Here is a 14906-nt window from a genome sequence, read left to right on the forward strand (position 1 = left end):
ACTCCCGCCGACGTCCCCCAGAGAAAGGAAGCCGATGAGACGAGAAACCTCTGCCCGCCAGGCGCTGACAGGCAGGCGCGGCCGGGCCCGCCTGGCGCGGCTGCTGGCCGCTCCGCTGCTGGCGGGCCTCACCGTAACCGTGACGGCAGGCGCCACGCGGGCGGCCTCCCCCGCTGCCGCCTCGACCGTGTCCGGCGTCCAGTTGCGGCTGCCCCGCCCGACGGGGCCGCACGCGGTCGGTCGCGACATCCTGCACCTCGTGGACAAGCACCGCAAGGACCCGTGGGTGCCAGAGGCGGGCGCGCGGCAGCTGATGGTGTCGATGTACTACCCCGCCCGATCCGGGACCGGCGGCCCCGCCCCCTACATGACCGTCGAGGAGGCCCGGTCGCTGCTGCAGAGGAAGGCTCAGGGCGCCGACGTCCCGGCCGAGACGGTCAGCGGCACCCGCACCTACGCGCACACCAACGCCCGCCCGATAGGCGGACGCTTCCCGCTGGTGGTGCTCTCGCCCGGCCTCGGGCTGCCGCGGGCCAGCCTGACCGGCCTCGCCGAGGACCTGGCCAGCCGCGACTACGTCGTCGCGCTGGTCGACCACACCTACGAGTCCTCCGGGACGTCCTTCCCCGACGGGCGCATGCTCACCTGCGCTCCCATCTGCGACCAGCCCAAGCCGCCCGAAGGCGGGCTGGGGGCCATCACCAGGAGCCGGACCAAGGACGTCTCCTTCGTGATCGATCAGCTGACCGGTCGCCATCCGGCGTGGCGGCACGCCCGCATGATCGCCCCCAAGCGGATCGGCATGGCCGGGCACTCCATCGGCGGCGAGGCCGGCGCCGCGACGATGGCCGCCGACAAGCGGGTACGAGCCGGGGCGAACCTGGACGGCACCTTCCACGCGCCGGTTCCCGCCACCGGCCTCGGCAAGCGCCCCTTCCTGCTGCTCGGCAGCCAGTCCGACCACAGCCCCGGCAAGGATCACACCTGGGATCGCGACTGGGCGCGCCTGGACGGCTGGAAGCGCTGGCTGACCTTGGCCGGGGCCGTCCATGACAGCTTCACCGACCTGTCCCTCCTGCGGAAGCAGCTGGGCGTGTCCAGCCCCGGCGAGCTCTCCGCGCAACGCGCGCTGGAGCTCACCCGCGCCTACGTCGGCGCCTTCTTCGACCTGCACCTGAAGGGCGAGAAGCAGCCGTTGCTCGACGGACCGGCACCGGCCAACCCGGGGGTCGCCTTCCAGAACCCCTGACGAAGGTCAGTGGTCGCGGCCGAGCAGCATGTGCGGGTATCCGCGGTGGACGCGCTCCCCGAGTTCGACGCCGAGCGCGGTGACGAAGGCGTCGAGCTGGGCGTTGGCGTCGTCGGCGTCGACGGCGTCGCCCTTGAACTCGAACTCGACGAACTGCCCGGCTCCTTCGACGGTGTCGAAGGCGACCTCGACCGTGCCGGGGACGGTCCACTCCTCCCGCGTCTTGGCCACGACGACCATGACGGTGTGACCGAGCGCGTCCAGCATCAGGCGCATCGCCTCGATGTCCGCGACGCCGCTCTCGTACTCGTCGGCGTGGGACTTGCGGACGGCGTCGAGCGGGTGCCACCGCTTGAAGTTGATCGAGTCTCCCTGGCCCGACTGGCGGAGGCGAAGCCACTCCGAGACGACCTCGGAGGCGAGGAAGTCCCGCTCGGCGCCGTTGTAGTACGTGTCGACCTGGCGGACGGCCGGACGGGGCTGCGCGCCGAGCGCCTCCAGCGCGGACTTCAGGCGGCTCCGGTCGGCGAGTGCGTACTTCTGCTCCACCTCGATGTGCTTCATGACGACCTCTCTGCCGGAACTGGACGTGCACAGGCTAGGCCCGCGCACGCCCGGCGGCCCGCCGAACACACGAGACGGCCCAGCCTGGATCGGGCTGGGCCGCAGGTGTTCAGCGGGTCAGCCCCACTGGGCGAGGAGCTTGTCGTAGTCGAGGGTCTCGGGCTTGCCTCGCTCGTCCGCGAGCTTCGGCACCGGGGCGCCGGGCTGGTCCAGCCAGTACTGGGCGTCGCGTTCGGGGTTCAGCTTCGGCGCGCAGTTCCCGCCGTAGCCGCGGCGTTCCAGCCGGGCGAGGATGTCGTCCTGCTGCTTGGCGAGGTTGTCCATCGACTGCTGGGCCGTCGTCTCTCCCGTGACGGCGGTGGCGACGTTCTGCCACCACAGCTGGGCGAGCTTGGGGTAGTCGGGGACGTTCGTCCCGGTCGGGGTCCACTGCTTGCGGGCGGGCGACCGGTAGAACTCGATCAGGCCGCCGTACTTGCGGGCGTTCTTGGCGAAGTAGTCGCTCCTGATGTCGGAGTCGCGGATGAAGGTCAACCCAGTGATCGACTTCTTCAGCGAAACCGTCTTGGACGTGACGAACTGCGCGTACAACCAGGCGGCGGCCCTGCGGTCCTTGGGGGTGTTCTTCAGCAGGGTCCAGGAACCGGCGTCCTGGTAGCCGAGCTTGTTGCCGTTCTTCCAGTAGACGCCGTGGGGGCTCGGCGCCATCCGCCACTTCGGCGTGCCGTCGGCGTTGACGACCGGCAGCCCTTCCTTGGTCATGTCGGCGGTGAACCCGGTGTACCAGAAGACCTGCTGCGCAATGTGGCCCTGCGCGGGCACCGGGCCGGACTCGCTGAAGTTCATCCCGGCCGCTTCCTTGGGCGCGTACTTCTTCAGCCACTCGACGTACTTGTTCAGGGCGTACACCGCGGCGGGGCCGTTGGTGTCGCCGCCACGGGTCACCGACGACCCGACGGGGCGGCAGTTCTCCACCCTGATGCCCCAGTCGTCCACCGGCAGGCCGTTGGGGATGCCGGGGTCGCCGTTGCCGGCCATGGACAGCCACGCGTCGGTGAAGCGCCAGCCCAGGGACGGGTCCTTGCGGCCGTAGTCCATGTGGCCGTAGACCTTCTTGCCGTCGATGGTGCCGTTGCCGTTCACCTTGTTGGTGAAGAAGTCGGCGATGTCCTCGTACGCGGCCCAGTTGACCGGGACGCCCAGGTCGTAGCCGTACGCGCTCTTGAACTGCTTCTTGATGGCCGGGTCGGTGAACCAGTCGTAGCGGAACCAGTAGAGGTTCGCGAACTGCTGGTCGGGGAGCTGGTACAGCTTCTTGTCCGGGCCGGTCGTGAAGCTGGTGCCGATGAAGTCGTTGAGGTCGAGGGTGGGGGACGTGACCGCCTTGCCCTCTCCGGCCATGTAGTCGGAGAGCGGGAAGACGTAGTCGCCGCGGGAGTGGGTGCCGATGAGGTCGGAGTCGTTGACGTAGGCGTCGTAGATGTTCTGGTTGCCCTGGATCTGGGTCTGGAGCTTCTCGATGACGTCACCTTCCTGGATCAGGTCGTGCTTGACCTTGATCCCGGTGATCTCGGTGAACGCCTTGGCGAGCTTCTGCGACTCGTACTGGTGCGTGGTGATCGTCTCGGAGACGACGTTGATGTCCATGCCCCGGTACGGCGCGGCCGCCTTGATGAACCAGTCGAGCTCCGCGAGTTGCTGCTCCTTCGACAGGGTGCTCGGCGTGAACTCGGAGGCCACCCATCGCTGGGCCGCCGCCTTCCCGTCGGCCTCCTTGAAGTCGCTCTTGCGGCTGTCGTCGCCGTTTCCCGTGCAGCCCGCCACCAGCAGGACGAGCACCGCCAGACCAACCGCCGCGGGCCTGCATCTTCGATAGTCGAGCATGGCCTGACTCCTCCTCTGTCATCCCCATTTCCCGATCACCGACGCCACGAGCAGCGCGCACGCCAGCGCGAGCCACATCGACAGGTCGGTGACGGCGATCCAGCCGGCCAGCACGACGGCGGCGCTGATCAGGCCGATGTACAACCGGTCTCCCCGGTCGGTCTCGATGCGCAGGAAGCCGCGCCGCGCGACCGGCGGCGAGAGCCTGGCCCACACCGCCATCCCGCAGAGCAGGAGTCCCAGGCCGATGAACACGAAGGCCGTGGGCGGAGTCCACACCATCCACTCGAGCATGGTCAGACCCTCCCGAGCGCGAAGCCTTTGGCGATGTAGTTGCGGACGAACCAGATGACGATCGCTCCGGGAATGATCGTCAGCACGCCGGCCGTCGCGAGCAGCCCCCAGTCGACGCCCGCCGCGCTCACGGTCCTGGTCATGGTGGCAGCGATCGGTTTGGCGTTGACCGAGGTGATGGTCCGGGCGATGAGCAGCTCGACCCAGCTGAACATGAAGCAGAAGAAGGCGGTCACCCCGATCGCGGAGCGGATCATCGGCAGGAAGATCCGGACGAAGAACCGCGGCAGCGAGTACCCGTCGATCGCCGCCGTCTCGTCGATCTCGCGGGGTATGCCCGACATGAACCCTTCCAGGATCCACACGGCCAGCGGGACGTTGAACAGCATGTGCGCGATGGCGACGCCGAGGTGGGTGTCGAACAGCCCCACGCTCTGGTAGATCTGGAAGAACGGCAGCAGGAAGACCGCGGGCGGCGCCATGCGGTTTGTGAGCAGCCAGAAGAACAGGTGCCTGTCGCCGGCGAACCGGAACCGGGAGAAGGCGTACGCGGCGGGCAGCGCCACCACCAGCGACAGCACCGCGTTGATGGACGTGTACACGATGGAGTTGAGATAGCTCGAGTACCACGCGGAGTCCGTGAAGAACGTCCGGTAGTTGTCGAACGTCACCCGCTGCGGGAGCAGCGAGAAACTGCCGAGGATGTCCTCGTTGGGCCTGATGGACATGCCCAGCATCCACAGCAGCGGAAGCATGAGCGTGGCCGCGTACAGCCAGAACACCGTGCGCGCCCACGGAAGCCGAGCTCCGCGCCGTCTGCCAGCCACCGGATTCACCTCCCGCTCCTCGTCAGCACGGTGAAGAAGACGTACGAGACGATCTGCACGATGAGGAAGTAGAGCAGCGAGAACGCGCCCGCCGGCCCCAGGTCGAACTGGCCGACGGCGATCTTCGACAGCAGGATGCTGAGGAACGAGGTGGCGTTTCCCGGCCCGCCTCCGGTCACCACGAACGGCTCGGTGTAGATCATGAAGCTGTCCATGAACCGGAGGAGGATCGCGATGGTCAGCACCCCGCGCAGCCGCGGCAGCTGGATGTGGCGGAAGGTCGCCCAGCCCGACGCGCCGTCGATCTGCGCGGCCTGGAAGTAGGGGTCGGGGATCGACCGCAGGCCCGCGTAGGCCAGCAGCGCCACCAGCGGGGTCCAGTGCCAGACGTCCATGACCAGGACCGTGATCCAGGCGTCGGTGGAGTCCAGGGTGTAGTTGAAGTCCACGCCCAGCACGTTGTTGACCGTCCAGCCGCCCAGCCCGATGTCGGCGCGGGCGAAGATCTGCCAGATGGTGCCGACCACGTTCCACGGGATGAGCAGCGGCAGCGCGACGACGACCAGCGCCGCCGACACCCACACCCCGCGGCGCGGCATCGACACCGCGATCGCCACCCCGAGCGGGATCTCCACCAGCAGCACCTGGGCGGAGAACATCAGGGTCCGCAGGAAGGCGGACCTGACCTCGGGGTCGCGGGAGACGGAACGGAACCACTCCAGCCCGACGAAGATCCGGTCGCTCGGGCTGAAGATGTCCTGAACGGAGAAGTTGACGACCGTCATCAGCGGGATCACCGCCGTGAACGCGACGGACACGACAACCGGCAGGACGAGCAGCCAGGCCCGGTTGTTCTTCGGCTTGACGTCCGGCTGCTTGTCGGACGTCTCGGGGGGCGCGGCGGCGTCCGCGACGGGCTCCTCGATCCTGGTGACGGTCACGCTGCGCCACCTCCTTCCAGGGGAGCGAGCGACCCGCACCTGACCGCGTCGCGGAACAGGAACGCTCGATCGGTGGCGAACCGGAAGAACTCCACGGCGCCCGGCGCGTACGACGAGGCGGCGTCGACCTTGGCGACGAGGGCGTGACCGTCCGGTCGGGCGTGCACGAGGTTGTAGGCCCCCATCCGGTCCATCCCGGTCACCTCGGTGCTCAGGCCCGGCGTCGCCCGCCCGCCGCCGACCGTCACGAACTCGGGACGGACGCCGACGCGCACGGGCCCCGGCGGCAGGTCGCCCACGGCGCGCCCGACGGCCGCCTGCCCGACCCGCACCACCCCGTCGGCGGCGATCTCGGCGGGTAACACGTTCATGCCGGGCGAGCCGATGAAGTGGCCGACGAACTCGTGCGCGGGCGACAGGAACAGCTCGGCCGGCTCGCCCGCCTGCACGATCGCCCCGTCCTTGAGGACGACCACCTCGTCGGCGAAGGTCAGCGCCTCCGTCTGGTCGTGGGTGACGTAGATGAGGGTGTGCCCGGTGTCGCGGTGGATCTCCTTCAGCTTGCTGCGCAACGTCCACTTCAGGGCCGGGTCCACGACGGTGAGCGGCTCATCGAGCAGGACGGCCGCGACGTCGGAACGGACGAGCCCGCGGCCCAGGCTGACGATCTGCTGCCGTCCCGGGTCAAGCCGCCGTGACCTGCGGCCGAGGTGGTCGTCCAGGCCCAGCAACCGCGACACCCTGCGCACCCGCTGGTCGATCTCCGCCTTGGGATACCTGCGGTTGCGCAGCGGGAAGGCGAGGTTGTCGTACACCGACATCTCCTCGTAGAGCACCGGGAACTGGAAGACCTGCGCGATGTTGCGCGCCGCGGTCGGGACCGCGGTGACCTCGCGGTCGTCGAGCCAGATCCGCCCTTCGGTGGGGGTGAGCAGGCCCGAGATGATGTTCAGCAGCGTGGTCTTGCCGCAGCCGCTCGGGCCGAGCAGGGCGTAGGCCCGGCCGCTGCGCCACGTCCAGGTCATCGGCTTGAGCGCCCAGGTGCGGCCGCCGTCGTAGCTGTGCCCGACGCCCTCCAGACGGACGTCAGCCATGCAGATCGACCTCCGCCGCCGACGTGGCGAGCAGCCGCCCGCCGATCTCGTCGAACACGAAGATGTCGGCCGGGTCGACGGAGGCCACCGCCGGCTCCCCCGGATCGAAGAGCTGCGTTCCCGACAGCTCCGCGACGAGGTGCCGCTGGCCCGCCACCAGGAGATGGACGAAGGTGGCGCTCCCCGTCACCTCCGCGAGCCGGATCTCCGCCGGGAACTCCAGCGCGCCCGGCCGGCGTTCGATGGACACCTGGTGCGGGCGCACCGCCAGGACGACCGGCCGCCCCTCGCCGGAGGCGTGCGCGCCCGGGGCCGGGAACGAGACGCCGAGGCACTCGATCCGGCCGTCGCGGACCACGCCCGGCAGCAGGTTCAGCGGCGGGTCGCTGAGGGTCGCGGCGACCGTGAGCGTCGGCGGCTGGTGGTACATCTCCGCGACGTCGCCGACCTGCTCGACCCGGCCCTCGCTCAGCACCACCGTCGGCGCCGCGAAGGTCAGCGCCTCGGCCGGGTCGGCGGTGGAGTAGAGGACGACGCCGGGCGAGTCGCGGAACATGCTCTTCAGGTCGGCCCGCAACTGCTCCCTGAGCTTGTAGTCGAGGTTCGCGAGCGGCTCGTCGAGCAGCAGCACGTCCACCGGCCGGGCCAGCGCCCTGGCGATGGCGGTGCGTTGTTGCTGGCCTCCGGACAGCTCGGCGGGCCTGCGGTCGAGCAGTTCGCCGATGCGCATGAGCTCGGCGACCTCGCGCACCCGCCGGTCGATCCCGTCCTTCGGGAAGGAGGACGCCAGGCGCAGCGGGGACGCGATGTTCTCGTAGACCGTGAGGGACGGATAGTTGATGAATTGCTGATAGACGAAGGCGACGGACCGCTTTCGTACCGAAATGGCCGTGACGTCTTTTCCGTTGACCACGACGCGTCCGCCGGCGGGCGGTAGCAGCCCGGCGGCGACGCGCATTAGCGTCGTCTTTCCTGCCGCCATCGGCCCGATGAGCGTCGTCATTCCGCTCGATAATTCGAGGCTGATGTCGTCGAGCCAGATCTCTCCGCGCCACCGAACGCAGATGCCATCAAGTATCAGCGTCACCGAGCCCGGTCCTCTCTGCCGGAGCATGATCGAATACCGTGTCGTCAACGCTCAGCGCGAGCGCTCGGACACGTGGTCGCGACGGCCATGGGACAGCTAGCACCTCCATCTAACATGATCCGCACGACTGTGCAAAGGGTTCTGTCACGTCCGCGGACCGGCGCCGCCCGCTCTTGACAGCAGGCTTTGCCATGGCCGATAAAGGGGCTTTCCCGCAGAATCCGGCAGCCGGGAATTCGCCGATCTGAATTCCGGGCCGAGAAACTCGAATACCGCAGCACCCGCGCTTCGCGGCGGTACTGCGGTATGTCGAGTTCACCTCACCGACAGCCAGGCGTCAACCGCCCCTGAACGGATCGAGCCGCGGATGAACTCCGTTGCGCTGCTCCCCTGGCGTCCCCCGCCGCAGCTCCCGGGTCCGCGTGTCGATCATCTCCTCGATCCGCTTGCGTGCGGCGACGTCCGTCGCCTTGCGGTCCACGTCGATGTCCTGGCGGCGCTTGCGACGCCCCTCCGTCCGCGCGTAGGCGTTCAGTTCGAGCTCGCCGATCTCCTCGTCCGCCTCGAAGCGGACCCGGCTGGTGTGGATCGCCTCCCGGCGGCGGTTCTCCTCGCCGACCATCCGGTCGTACACGGTCGTTCCGCCCATGAGCTTGACGAGCACGGGAAGGCAGTCGACCATGATCAGGAACAGCCGGAACAACCAGCTCGCCGTCGCCAGGTAGGTGTTGTCCGTTGTCAGCTCGTGCAGGGCCTTCATCCGTTCGAGCAGCCCGACCGGGTCGTTCGGCGCGGGCAGCTGCGCGACCCGCTCCTGGATCCTGGCATCGAGCTCCTTCTGGTAGGCCGCCTCCTTGACGGCGAGCGGCCCGCGGAGCTGCGAGATCCGCTCCGTCAGCGCCTCCAGCCGTGCCGTGTTCCCGGCGATGCGGCTGCTGGCGAAGACCCGCCGCGCCTCCTCCTGCAGCCGGCGGCAGCGCGGTCCCTCTCCTTCCCTGCCGCTCAGCCCGCGCCCCTTGTCTCCCGCGCATTCGCCGCTCGTCTGGTCGACGAGCTTGTTGTGGCGCCGGTTCGCCGCGTCGATCTGCTTCTGCAGCGCCGCGGCGTCCTTCTGCAGGTTGGCGAGCTCGGCCGCGTTCGCCTCGGTCGTGGCGGCGAGCAGGCGGCTGTCGCCGCAGTCCTGCCGCTTCGGGGTGGCGGGCGGCCGCGGGTTGCACTCCACCAGCCGGGCCTTGAGCTTGTCGCGCGCGTCCGAACGCTGGTCCTTGACGTGCTGGACGACCGCCGTCTCGAACACCCGCAGCACGATGGGCTCGGCGATGATGGCGCCGAGCACGACGGCGACGAGCAGCCGGGGGATCAGCATGAGGAGCCGGCGCTGCCACATGCCCGTGACCGTGGAGACCAGCCACCGGTCGAGATTGAGCACGATCAGGGCCCAGATCAGCACCGGCACGAGCATGGCCGGGTGGGCGCCGCCGAGCACCTGGCTGAGCGCGAACCACATGGACATGCCCGCCATCGCGGCCGTCCCCAGCACCACGCCGCCCAGGCCGGTGTAGCGGGTGCGCTCCAGCGGCACCTGCGCCAGGACGCGCTCGTCGACGCCGGCCAGCACCCTCAGCCGGCGCCCCGGGTCGGCGCGCCGCAACAGCCGTCTGAGCAGCGACGCCCAGCGCGGCGACGCGCCCGGCTGTGACGGCTCAGTCATCCAAATCCTCCAGCCCGATGGACCGCGGGCCGTCCTCCGCACGCGCGTGCTTTCCCTCGGTGAGCACCGGCAGCTCGTCCGGCGCGGGCACTTCGACGTACGGCTCGACGCCGGCCACCGACTGCATGATCCGGTTGATGAGCTTGTGGGAGTCGATGGGGAGGAAGTCCAGTGAGCCCTCCGGGAGTTGGCTCATCAGGCCGGACAGGTGCTTCATCCGCTGTTCCTGGGCCTGATGGACGACGCCGACGGCGTCGTTCATCAGCACCTGGTCCCGGCTGACACCCAGGGCCGTGACCGCCTCCACCCCGCGCTGGAAGATCTCCTCGATCCGCGCCACGTCACGGTTCTCGATGGCCCACAGCAGTTCCTTGCTCTCTCGCGCCCACTGGAGCTTCTTCAACCCCTGGCCGTGGACGACGACGTCGTCGGGCATGAGCAGCTCGACGTTCGTCAGCACCACGTCCACGCCGTCGATCTCCGGCGGCTGGAACTCGAGGTACGCCTGCACCCTGGCGGCGACCTCGGGCGCGAGGACGTTCGTCTGCTCGATCGGCCTCGTCAGGCCGAGCCGCATGAGCTGCGCGTCCGTGCGCAGGTGGTTGGCCAGGTTCTCGGCGACGTCCCGGACGTGCGCGGCCACGACCGCCTCCGGGTTGGTCACCCGGCACTTGAAGTTCGACCTGACGACGAACCGGTAGCCGAGGTCGCCAGAGGGGATGAGGACCTCGACGGGCACCGTGCGGCTCCGGACGTCGACGACGGCCACCGATACCGCCTCGACGACCGCGTCCTCGGAGCCCTTCAGGTGCCGGCGCTCGGTGAACGCGTGGTAGCCGCCGTGCACCTCGAACACCAGGACGGCCCCCGCAGGCGTCCCGGGCAGCTCGCGAGGGTCCCTGCGGGCGAAGAGCCCGAGGCGCCGATGCGCCGGCTTCAGGGGTTGCTCGTCAATGATCGGATACGTACTGGCCATCGGCGCTGCTGCCTCCTTGGCGTCTGATGTCGGAACGAGGACCGCCCGCGCCGGCCCTGAGCATGGCCAGGACGAGTTCCCGGGTTCGCCGGGAACCCTGGCGGTTCTCGTGTGCGGCTCCGGCTCCCTCGATCGCCCGTTTGACCAGCCTCGCGGCGTCGGCAGGCAGGGCCGACCACACGGCCTCGCCCAGCGCGCCGGCGGCCGGCACCGCGCCTTCCCGGCCTTCCAGAGCTCGCAGGGTGGAGTAGAGGGCCCGGATCGCGGCCCCCCGGTGGTGGGCGCTGTGCAGGGTCCAGGCCCACAGGACGCCGAGCGGCCGGGCGCTGTCCGGCTCGGAGAGCAGCAGCCACGCGGCCAGCGGCTCGTCGCCGGCTTCGAGTCGGCCGCAGGCGAGGACGGCCAGCACCGCTTCGAGGGCCGTGCGCGCGCGACCGGGTTCGAAGTCGCCGCGCAGGTCCAGGTCGACGTGCCGGGCGAGCAGCCGCAGCACCGGCAGGACGCCTTCGTCCCGCTCGGCGGCGCCCTGGAAGAGCAGGACGAGGGCGCGTCGCGCGACGTCCCGGATGCGGGTGGCGCGCTGCGACAGGAACCACAGCCAGTCGACGCTGTCAGCCGGGTAGCGAATCGACAGGCCGCCGGCGAACGCCAGCGCGGCGGTCATGGCGGGCGCCTGCCCGGCGTCGACGACCCAGCACAGCGCGGTGCTGAGGGCGAGCGGCGCGAGCGCGTCGTCCGCGCACATCATCGACAGCAGCATGGACGCGGTGAGCCGCTCGGCCCACCCGCCCGCCGCCCACGGTTCGAGGAACGACTCCCTGACCTCCTGCGGGTTCGCGGCGGCCAGCAGGGAGAGTCCCGCCGCCACCTGCGTCTGGACCGCGGGCAGGTCGTCAGCGAGGTCACGGATCCACAGGCGGAGCGGCTCCCAGAGGTCGTAGCCGTAGCGGTCCATCAGCTCGTTGATGACCTGCTCCCGTTGCTGGGAGCCGCGGAAGACGATCCGGCGCTCGCCGACCGTCTGGCCGGTGGACCGTTCGACGGTGATCAGCGGGTGGTCGCCACCCCACAGCGCCCTGTGCTGGGGAAGGTCGTCGTCGTCGGCGCGCTTCTCCGGTTCCCTCCCGCGCAGCTTGACCTCGTCCGCCACCTGTTCGAGCTCGACGAGCAGGCGCTCGAACACGCGCTCCGGCACGCCGTACGCGAAGGCCAGGGCGGCGACCACGAGCACCTCGGAGCGCTTGGGCTTGCCGTCGAACCACGTGACCACCTCGCTGCCCGACAGGTCGGCGAGCACCTCGGACGGCGACCGCTCGCCTCCGGCGATCTGCCTGGCCAGCGCCGCGATCCGGCGGGGTGACCGCAGCTCGCCCGCGCGCCTGCGGACCTCGGCGATCTCGTCGGTGATGGCCGTGTCACCGAGGTGGGCGTCGAACAGTTCCAGCGGGTCCGGCGTCTGCCAGGAGATATGGACGCCTTCCAGGCCGGCTCGCGCCCTGTCGCCGTTGAGCGTGATCACCAGGTGGGCCTCGGCCTGCTCCAGCTTGCGGCTGAGCGTGTCGAACTCGAAGCGTTGCAGGTCCTGCGCGCCGTCGTCGGCGATCCAGCCGTGGACGAGGTGGCCCCAGCCCTTTTTGAAGGGCGTCTTCGCGGCCAGCTCGTCGAGCCGTCGGGCCGGAGAGATGACCCTGATCTGTCCGGTGGTCTGTCTCACGCGGTCCAACAGTGCGACGGCGCCCGTCCACTTGCCGGTCTCCTCACGGCCGACGAGGACGAGCACCCGGCGTTCGCGCAGCACCCGCACGGCCTCCCCGAAGCCCTGCGGCGCGACGAAGCAGCCGAGGGCGCGCTCGATGTCGGCGAGGTCGAGCGTGCCCGTCATGGAGCGGGTGGAGCGGGGCGCGCCGATCCCGAAGATCGAATGCGACCCGTCGACCTGGTCGAAGAAGTTGTTGATGACGGTGGCGCTCTGGCCGAGCGCCTTCTCGTCGAAGTCCTTCTCCTCGCCGGGCGGCTCGTCCCCTTGCTCGGCCTCCTCGGGTTGGGGGTCGTCCTGAGGAGTTGCTGCCTCGTCGGGGGGCTGCTCTTCGGGTTGTGGCGTTTCGGGCATTATCACTTCCTGCTCACGCCGAACACCGACTGGCGAGCGTCGACCGGGCCGTAGAGGTTGGTGATGACCTCCGCGTCCTGGGAAATCGTGCCGACCAGACCATTCACCGGACTTACCGTCGCCCCGGTATCTGTGGATTTATGAAGAAAGTCCAGTTCTTCGGGATTCATACCCGGCACCCAGATCCACGCGGGCGCCTCGTACTCCTTCTCCTGGACCTTTACCTCCAGAAATGTCCGCGTCGAGTGGGAGGTGTGCCCCTGTCGTACCGTGTCGTCGAAGACCCGCTGGGAAAGGATCAGAACGAGATTGACGTCCGGTTTCTCGTCCAGGATCCGCTTGAGCGGCTGCCATGCGAGCAGGCGGCTCGCCTCGACCACGGCCTGCCCCGCGTACCCGTTGGCAGCCGGGTACGCGGAGCCGAAGGCGGCGGCCATTCGAAGCCGAAGCCGCTCCTCGGCGGGCAGGTCTCCGTTGCGGCCCCGCAGCCGCTCGTCGAGCGCCCTGACGTACTGGTCGACGACCAGCGCTTCAGGCTCCCCGGCGGGCAGCACCGCGAGTTCCCCGTCACCCCCCGGCTGGCGCACCCACGCGTCACGGTTGAGACCGGCTTCCTCGGCGGCCTGCTGATGGAGGGCGACGAACTCGGCCTGCATGGTCTCGTGGCGCTTGTCGTTGCCGCGCCCGTATCCCCTGAGATCGCTCGATACAACAAGGGCTCGCCCGAAATCACGTGTTTCCATTGCTTAGAACCCGCCTCCTTCTGGCACGGCCCTTGCTTCCGGCACTACCAGTATGAAGGTTGGAACAGTACCAAATTCACTACTAATACGGGTTGTAGGCCCATGAGCTTGCATTCTGGTTGTGAAACGGTATTTATAACTACTCCGGAGGACGCGCAGCCTGTCCAGTTGGACTAGTCCAACTGGAGGGTGAGAAATGAAGCCGTGGATGGGCAGAAGACCGCGCGGCGAGGGCGGCGCCTCGGACGCCGCCGCGATCGTGACCGGTTTCCAGAACTACGTCCAGCACGCGGAGGGGAAGGTGAACGCCCTGCTCGTGCTGCACGCGGGAGCGGCGGCGGGCGTGGCCGCCCAGACGGCCGCGGGCGTCGCCGCCGGGGTCGGCGGGCTCGCCGCGTTCCTCGGGTACTGCCTGCTCGGCCTGTTCCTGCTCGGCTCGCTCGTGTCGGGCTATCACCTGCTCCAGACGATCCGGCCGTCCCTGAAGGCGCCCGACCGTCCCAGCCGGTACGGCATCACCGGCGTCGCGGCCCCCGCGCCGTCGGCGGACGACGACGCGGAGCGGTTGGCGGAGGCGTGGGCCATGGCCCGGCTGCTCGGCGAGATCGCCGAGCGCAAGCACCGGCACGTGGCGCAGGCCGTCCCCTGGGTGGGGCTGACCCTGGTCTCCGCCCTCGCCTGGACCGTGCTCATCGCGGTCGTACGCTGAGGCCGGCCCAGGTCCAGGTCAGTCGGCCGACTGGAGGATGCGGAGCCGGTCCGGGTCTGTGATGACGAGCCTCCGATAGCTCGTCCTCAGCACGCCGCCCTCCCTGAGCGCGCGCATCGCCTTGCCGACCGCGGCGTCCCGCGCGCCGATCAGCCGCCCCAGCTCCTGCTGCGAGAGGCTGACGCCGAGGTCGGTGCCGTCGGCCCGCTCGATCCCATGCCGCCCGGCGAGCTCGCCGATGACCCGCGCGAGCCGCACCGGGACGTCGAAGGCGGCGAAGTCGAGGCGCCGCTGGTTGGCCCACTGCAGCCGATCCGCGATCATGGCGGCGACCGCCGTGCCGATGTGCGGGTTGCGGTCGAGGAAGTCCAGGAAGGCCTTCCCGGCGATGCGGAAGGCCACGGTCGGCGAGCACGCTGTCACCGTGGCTGAGCGTTCGACCCCGCGCAGGACGCCCATCTCCCCAACCAGGTCACCGCTGACCCGGATGCCGAGCAGCGTCTCGACCCCGGTGCCGAGGTTGGCGGTCACCTTCGCGCACGCGCAGGTTCCCGTCCGGGCCGAGCGCAGGAGATAGACGCGATCCGGGCTGGGGTCGCCCTGACGGATGATCACCTCGCCCGTGTCGAAGCGCTGCGGCTCCCCCAGAGCCAGGAACTCAGCCCGGGCGCGTTCGTCCAGGACCGCCATCAGCGTTCCCGTGGGCCACCACTGCAT

At 69.6% G+C, this 14906-nt stretch carries 14 protein-coding genes; 2 read left to right on the top strand and 12 right to left on the bottom strand.

The window, feature by feature from the left end; translation table 11 throughout:
* Nucleotides 1-34 precede the first annotated feature (34 nt).
* Nucleotides 35-1249: an alpha/beta hydrolase family protein gene (locus ABT294_RS09065; protein WP_350804633.1), complete on the top strand. Its 1215-nt coding sequence runs from the start codon at nucleotides 35-37 to the stop codon at nucleotides 1247-1249.
* 6 nt (nucleotides 1250-1255) lie between these two features.
* Here ABT294_RS09065 and cyaB read toward each other — a convergent pair whose 3' ends face one another.
* The 11 genes from cyaB to ABT294_RS09120 form a co-directional block, all read right to left on the bottom strand.
* Complete coding sequence (cyaB, locus tag ABT294_RS09070) at nucleotides 1256-1813, bottom strand: class IV adenylate cyclase (RefSeq protein ID WP_350804635.1); 558 nt, start codon at nucleotides 1811-1813, stop codon at nucleotides 1256-1258.
* Nucleotides 1814-1930: 117 nt separating this feature from the next.
* Complete coding sequence (locus ABT294_RS09075; RefSeq protein ID WP_350804637.1) at nucleotides 1931-3697, bottom strand: ABC transporter substrate-binding protein; 1767 nt, start codon at nucleotides 3695-3697, stop codon at nucleotides 1931-1933.
* Between the two features lie 18 nt (nucleotides 3698-3715).
* Nucleotides 3716-3991, bottom strand: coding sequence for a DUF2160 domain-containing protein (locus tag ABT294_RS09080; protein ID WP_350804639.1), 276 nt, complete (start codon nucleotides 3989-3991; stop codon nucleotides 3716-3718).
* Nucleotides 3992-3993: 2 nt separating this feature from the next.
* Nucleotides 3994-4818 carry a carbohydrate ABC transporter permease gene (locus tag ABT294_RS09085; protein ID WP_502911996.1) on the bottom strand — a complete coding sequence of 275 codons (825 nt, stop codon included), beginning with the start codon at nucleotides 4816-4818 and terminating at the stop codon, nucleotides 3994-3996.
* A gap of 5 nt (nucleotides 4819-4823) precedes the next feature.
* Complete coding sequence (locus ABT294_RS09090) at nucleotides 4824-5759, bottom strand: carbohydrate ABC transporter permease (protein WP_350804640.1); 936 nt, start codon at nucleotides 5757-5759, stop codon at nucleotides 4824-4826.
* Complete coding sequence (locus tag ABT294_RS09095; RefSeq protein ID WP_350804641.1) at nucleotides 5756-6853, bottom strand: ABC transporter ATP-binding protein; 1098 nt, start codon at nucleotides 6851-6853, stop codon at nucleotides 5756-5758. The genes ABT294_RS09090 and ABT294_RS09095 overlap by 4 nt, the downstream gene beginning before the upstream one ends.
* On the bottom strand, nucleotides 6846-7967 hold the full coding sequence (locus tag ABT294_RS09100) for an ABC transporter ATP-binding protein (RefSeq protein ID WP_350804642.1): 1122 nt from the start codon (nucleotides 7965-7967) through the stop codon (nucleotides 6846-6848). Before ABT294_RS09100 ends, ABT294_RS09095 begins: the two co-directional genes overlap by 8 nt.
* Nucleotides 7968-8277: 310 nt before the next feature.
* Nucleotides 8278-9651, bottom strand: coding sequence for a DUF4407 domain-containing protein (locus tag ABT294_RS09105; RefSeq protein WP_350804643.1), 1374 nt, complete (start codon nucleotides 9649-9651; stop codon nucleotides 8278-8280).
* Nucleotides 9644-10627 (bottom strand): hypothetical protein, encoded by a 984-nt coding sequence (locus tag ABT294_RS09110; protein WP_350804645.1) that lies wholly within the window; start codon nucleotides 10625-10627, stop codon nucleotides 9644-9646. The genes ABT294_RS09105 and ABT294_RS09110 overlap by 8 nt, the downstream gene beginning before the upstream one ends.
* Nucleotides 10602-12737 (bottom strand): hypothetical protein, encoded by a 2136-nt coding sequence (locus ABT294_RS09115; RefSeq protein ID WP_350804646.1) that lies wholly within the window; start codon nucleotides 12735-12737, stop codon nucleotides 10602-10604. The genes ABT294_RS09110 and ABT294_RS09115 overlap by 26 nt, the downstream gene beginning before the upstream one ends.
* 2 nt (nucleotides 12738-12739) lie before the next feature.
* A complete protein-coding gene (locus ABT294_RS09120; protein WP_350804647.1) occupies nucleotides 12740-13480 on the bottom strand; it encodes a hypothetical protein in 741 nt (246 codons plus the stop codon).
* A gap of 208 nt (nucleotides 13481-13688) precedes the next feature.
* Between ABT294_RS09120 and ABT294_RS09125 the strand changes: the two genes are divergently transcribed.
* Nucleotides 13689-14189, top strand: coding sequence for a Pycsar system effector family protein (locus ABT294_RS09125; RefSeq protein ID WP_350804648.1), 501 nt, complete (start codon nucleotides 13689-13691; stop codon nucleotides 14187-14189).
* 18 nt (nucleotides 14190-14207) lie between these two features.
* Here ABT294_RS09125 and ABT294_RS09130 read toward each other — a convergent pair whose 3' ends face one another.
* Complete coding sequence (locus ABT294_RS09130; RefSeq protein ID WP_350804649.1) at nucleotides 14208-14906, bottom strand: Crp/Fnr family transcriptional regulator; 699 nt, start codon at nucleotides 14904-14906, stop codon at nucleotides 14208-14210.

It is taken from the genome of Nonomuraea sp. NPDC000554, assembly GCF_040300065.1.
Taxonomy (GTDB): domain Bacteria; phylum Actinomycetota; class Actinomycetes; order Streptosporangiales; family Streptosporangiaceae; genus Nonomuraea.

Coding starts and splice junctions, on each gene's coding strand:
- ABT294_RS09065 (WP_350804633.1), top strand. CDS start 35: ATGAGACGAGAAACCTCTGCCCGCCAGGCGCTGACAGGCAGGCGCGGC.
- cyaB (WP_350804635.1), bottom strand. CDS start 1,813: ATGAAGCACATCGAGGTGGAGCAGAAGTACGCACTCGCCGACCGGAGC.
- ABT294_RS09075 (WP_350804637.1), bottom strand. CDS start 3,697: ATGCTCGACTATCGAAGATGCAGGCCCGCGGCGGTTGGTCTGGCGGTG.
- ABT294_RS09080 (WP_350804639.1), bottom strand. CDS start 3,991: ATGCTCGAGTGGATGGTGTGGACTCCGCCCACGGCCTTCGTGTTCATC.
- ABT294_RS09095 (WP_350804641.1), bottom strand. CDS start 6,853: ATGGCTGACGTCCGTCTGGAGGGCGTCGGGCACAGCTACGACGGCGGC.
- ABT294_RS09100 (WP_350804642.1), bottom strand. CDS start 7,967: ATGCTCCGGCAGAGAGGACCGGGCTCGGTGACGCTGATACTTGATGGC.
- ABT294_RS09105 (WP_350804643.1), bottom strand. CDS start 9,651: ATGACTGAGCCGTCACAGCCGGGCGCGTCGCCGCGCTGGGCGTCGCTG.
- ABT294_RS09110 (WP_350804645.1), bottom strand. CDS start 10,627: ATGGCCAGTACGTATCCGATCATTGACGAGCAACCCCTGAAGCCGGCG.
- ABT294_RS09115 (WP_350804646.1), bottom strand. CDS start 12,737: ATGCCCGAAACGCCACAACCCGAAGAGCAGCCCCCCGACGAGGCAGCA.
- ABT294_RS09120 (WP_350804647.1), bottom strand. CDS start 13,480: ATGGAAACACGTGATTTCGGGCGAGCCCTTGTTGTATCGAGCGATCTC.
- ABT294_RS09125 (WP_350804648.1), top strand. CDS start 13,689: ATGGGCAGAAGACCGCGCGGCGAGGGCGGCGCCTCGGACGCCGCCGCG.
- ABT294_RS09130 (WP_350804649.1), bottom strand. CDS start 14,906: ATGCAGTGGTGGCCCACGGGAACGCTGATGGCGGTCCTGGACGAACGC.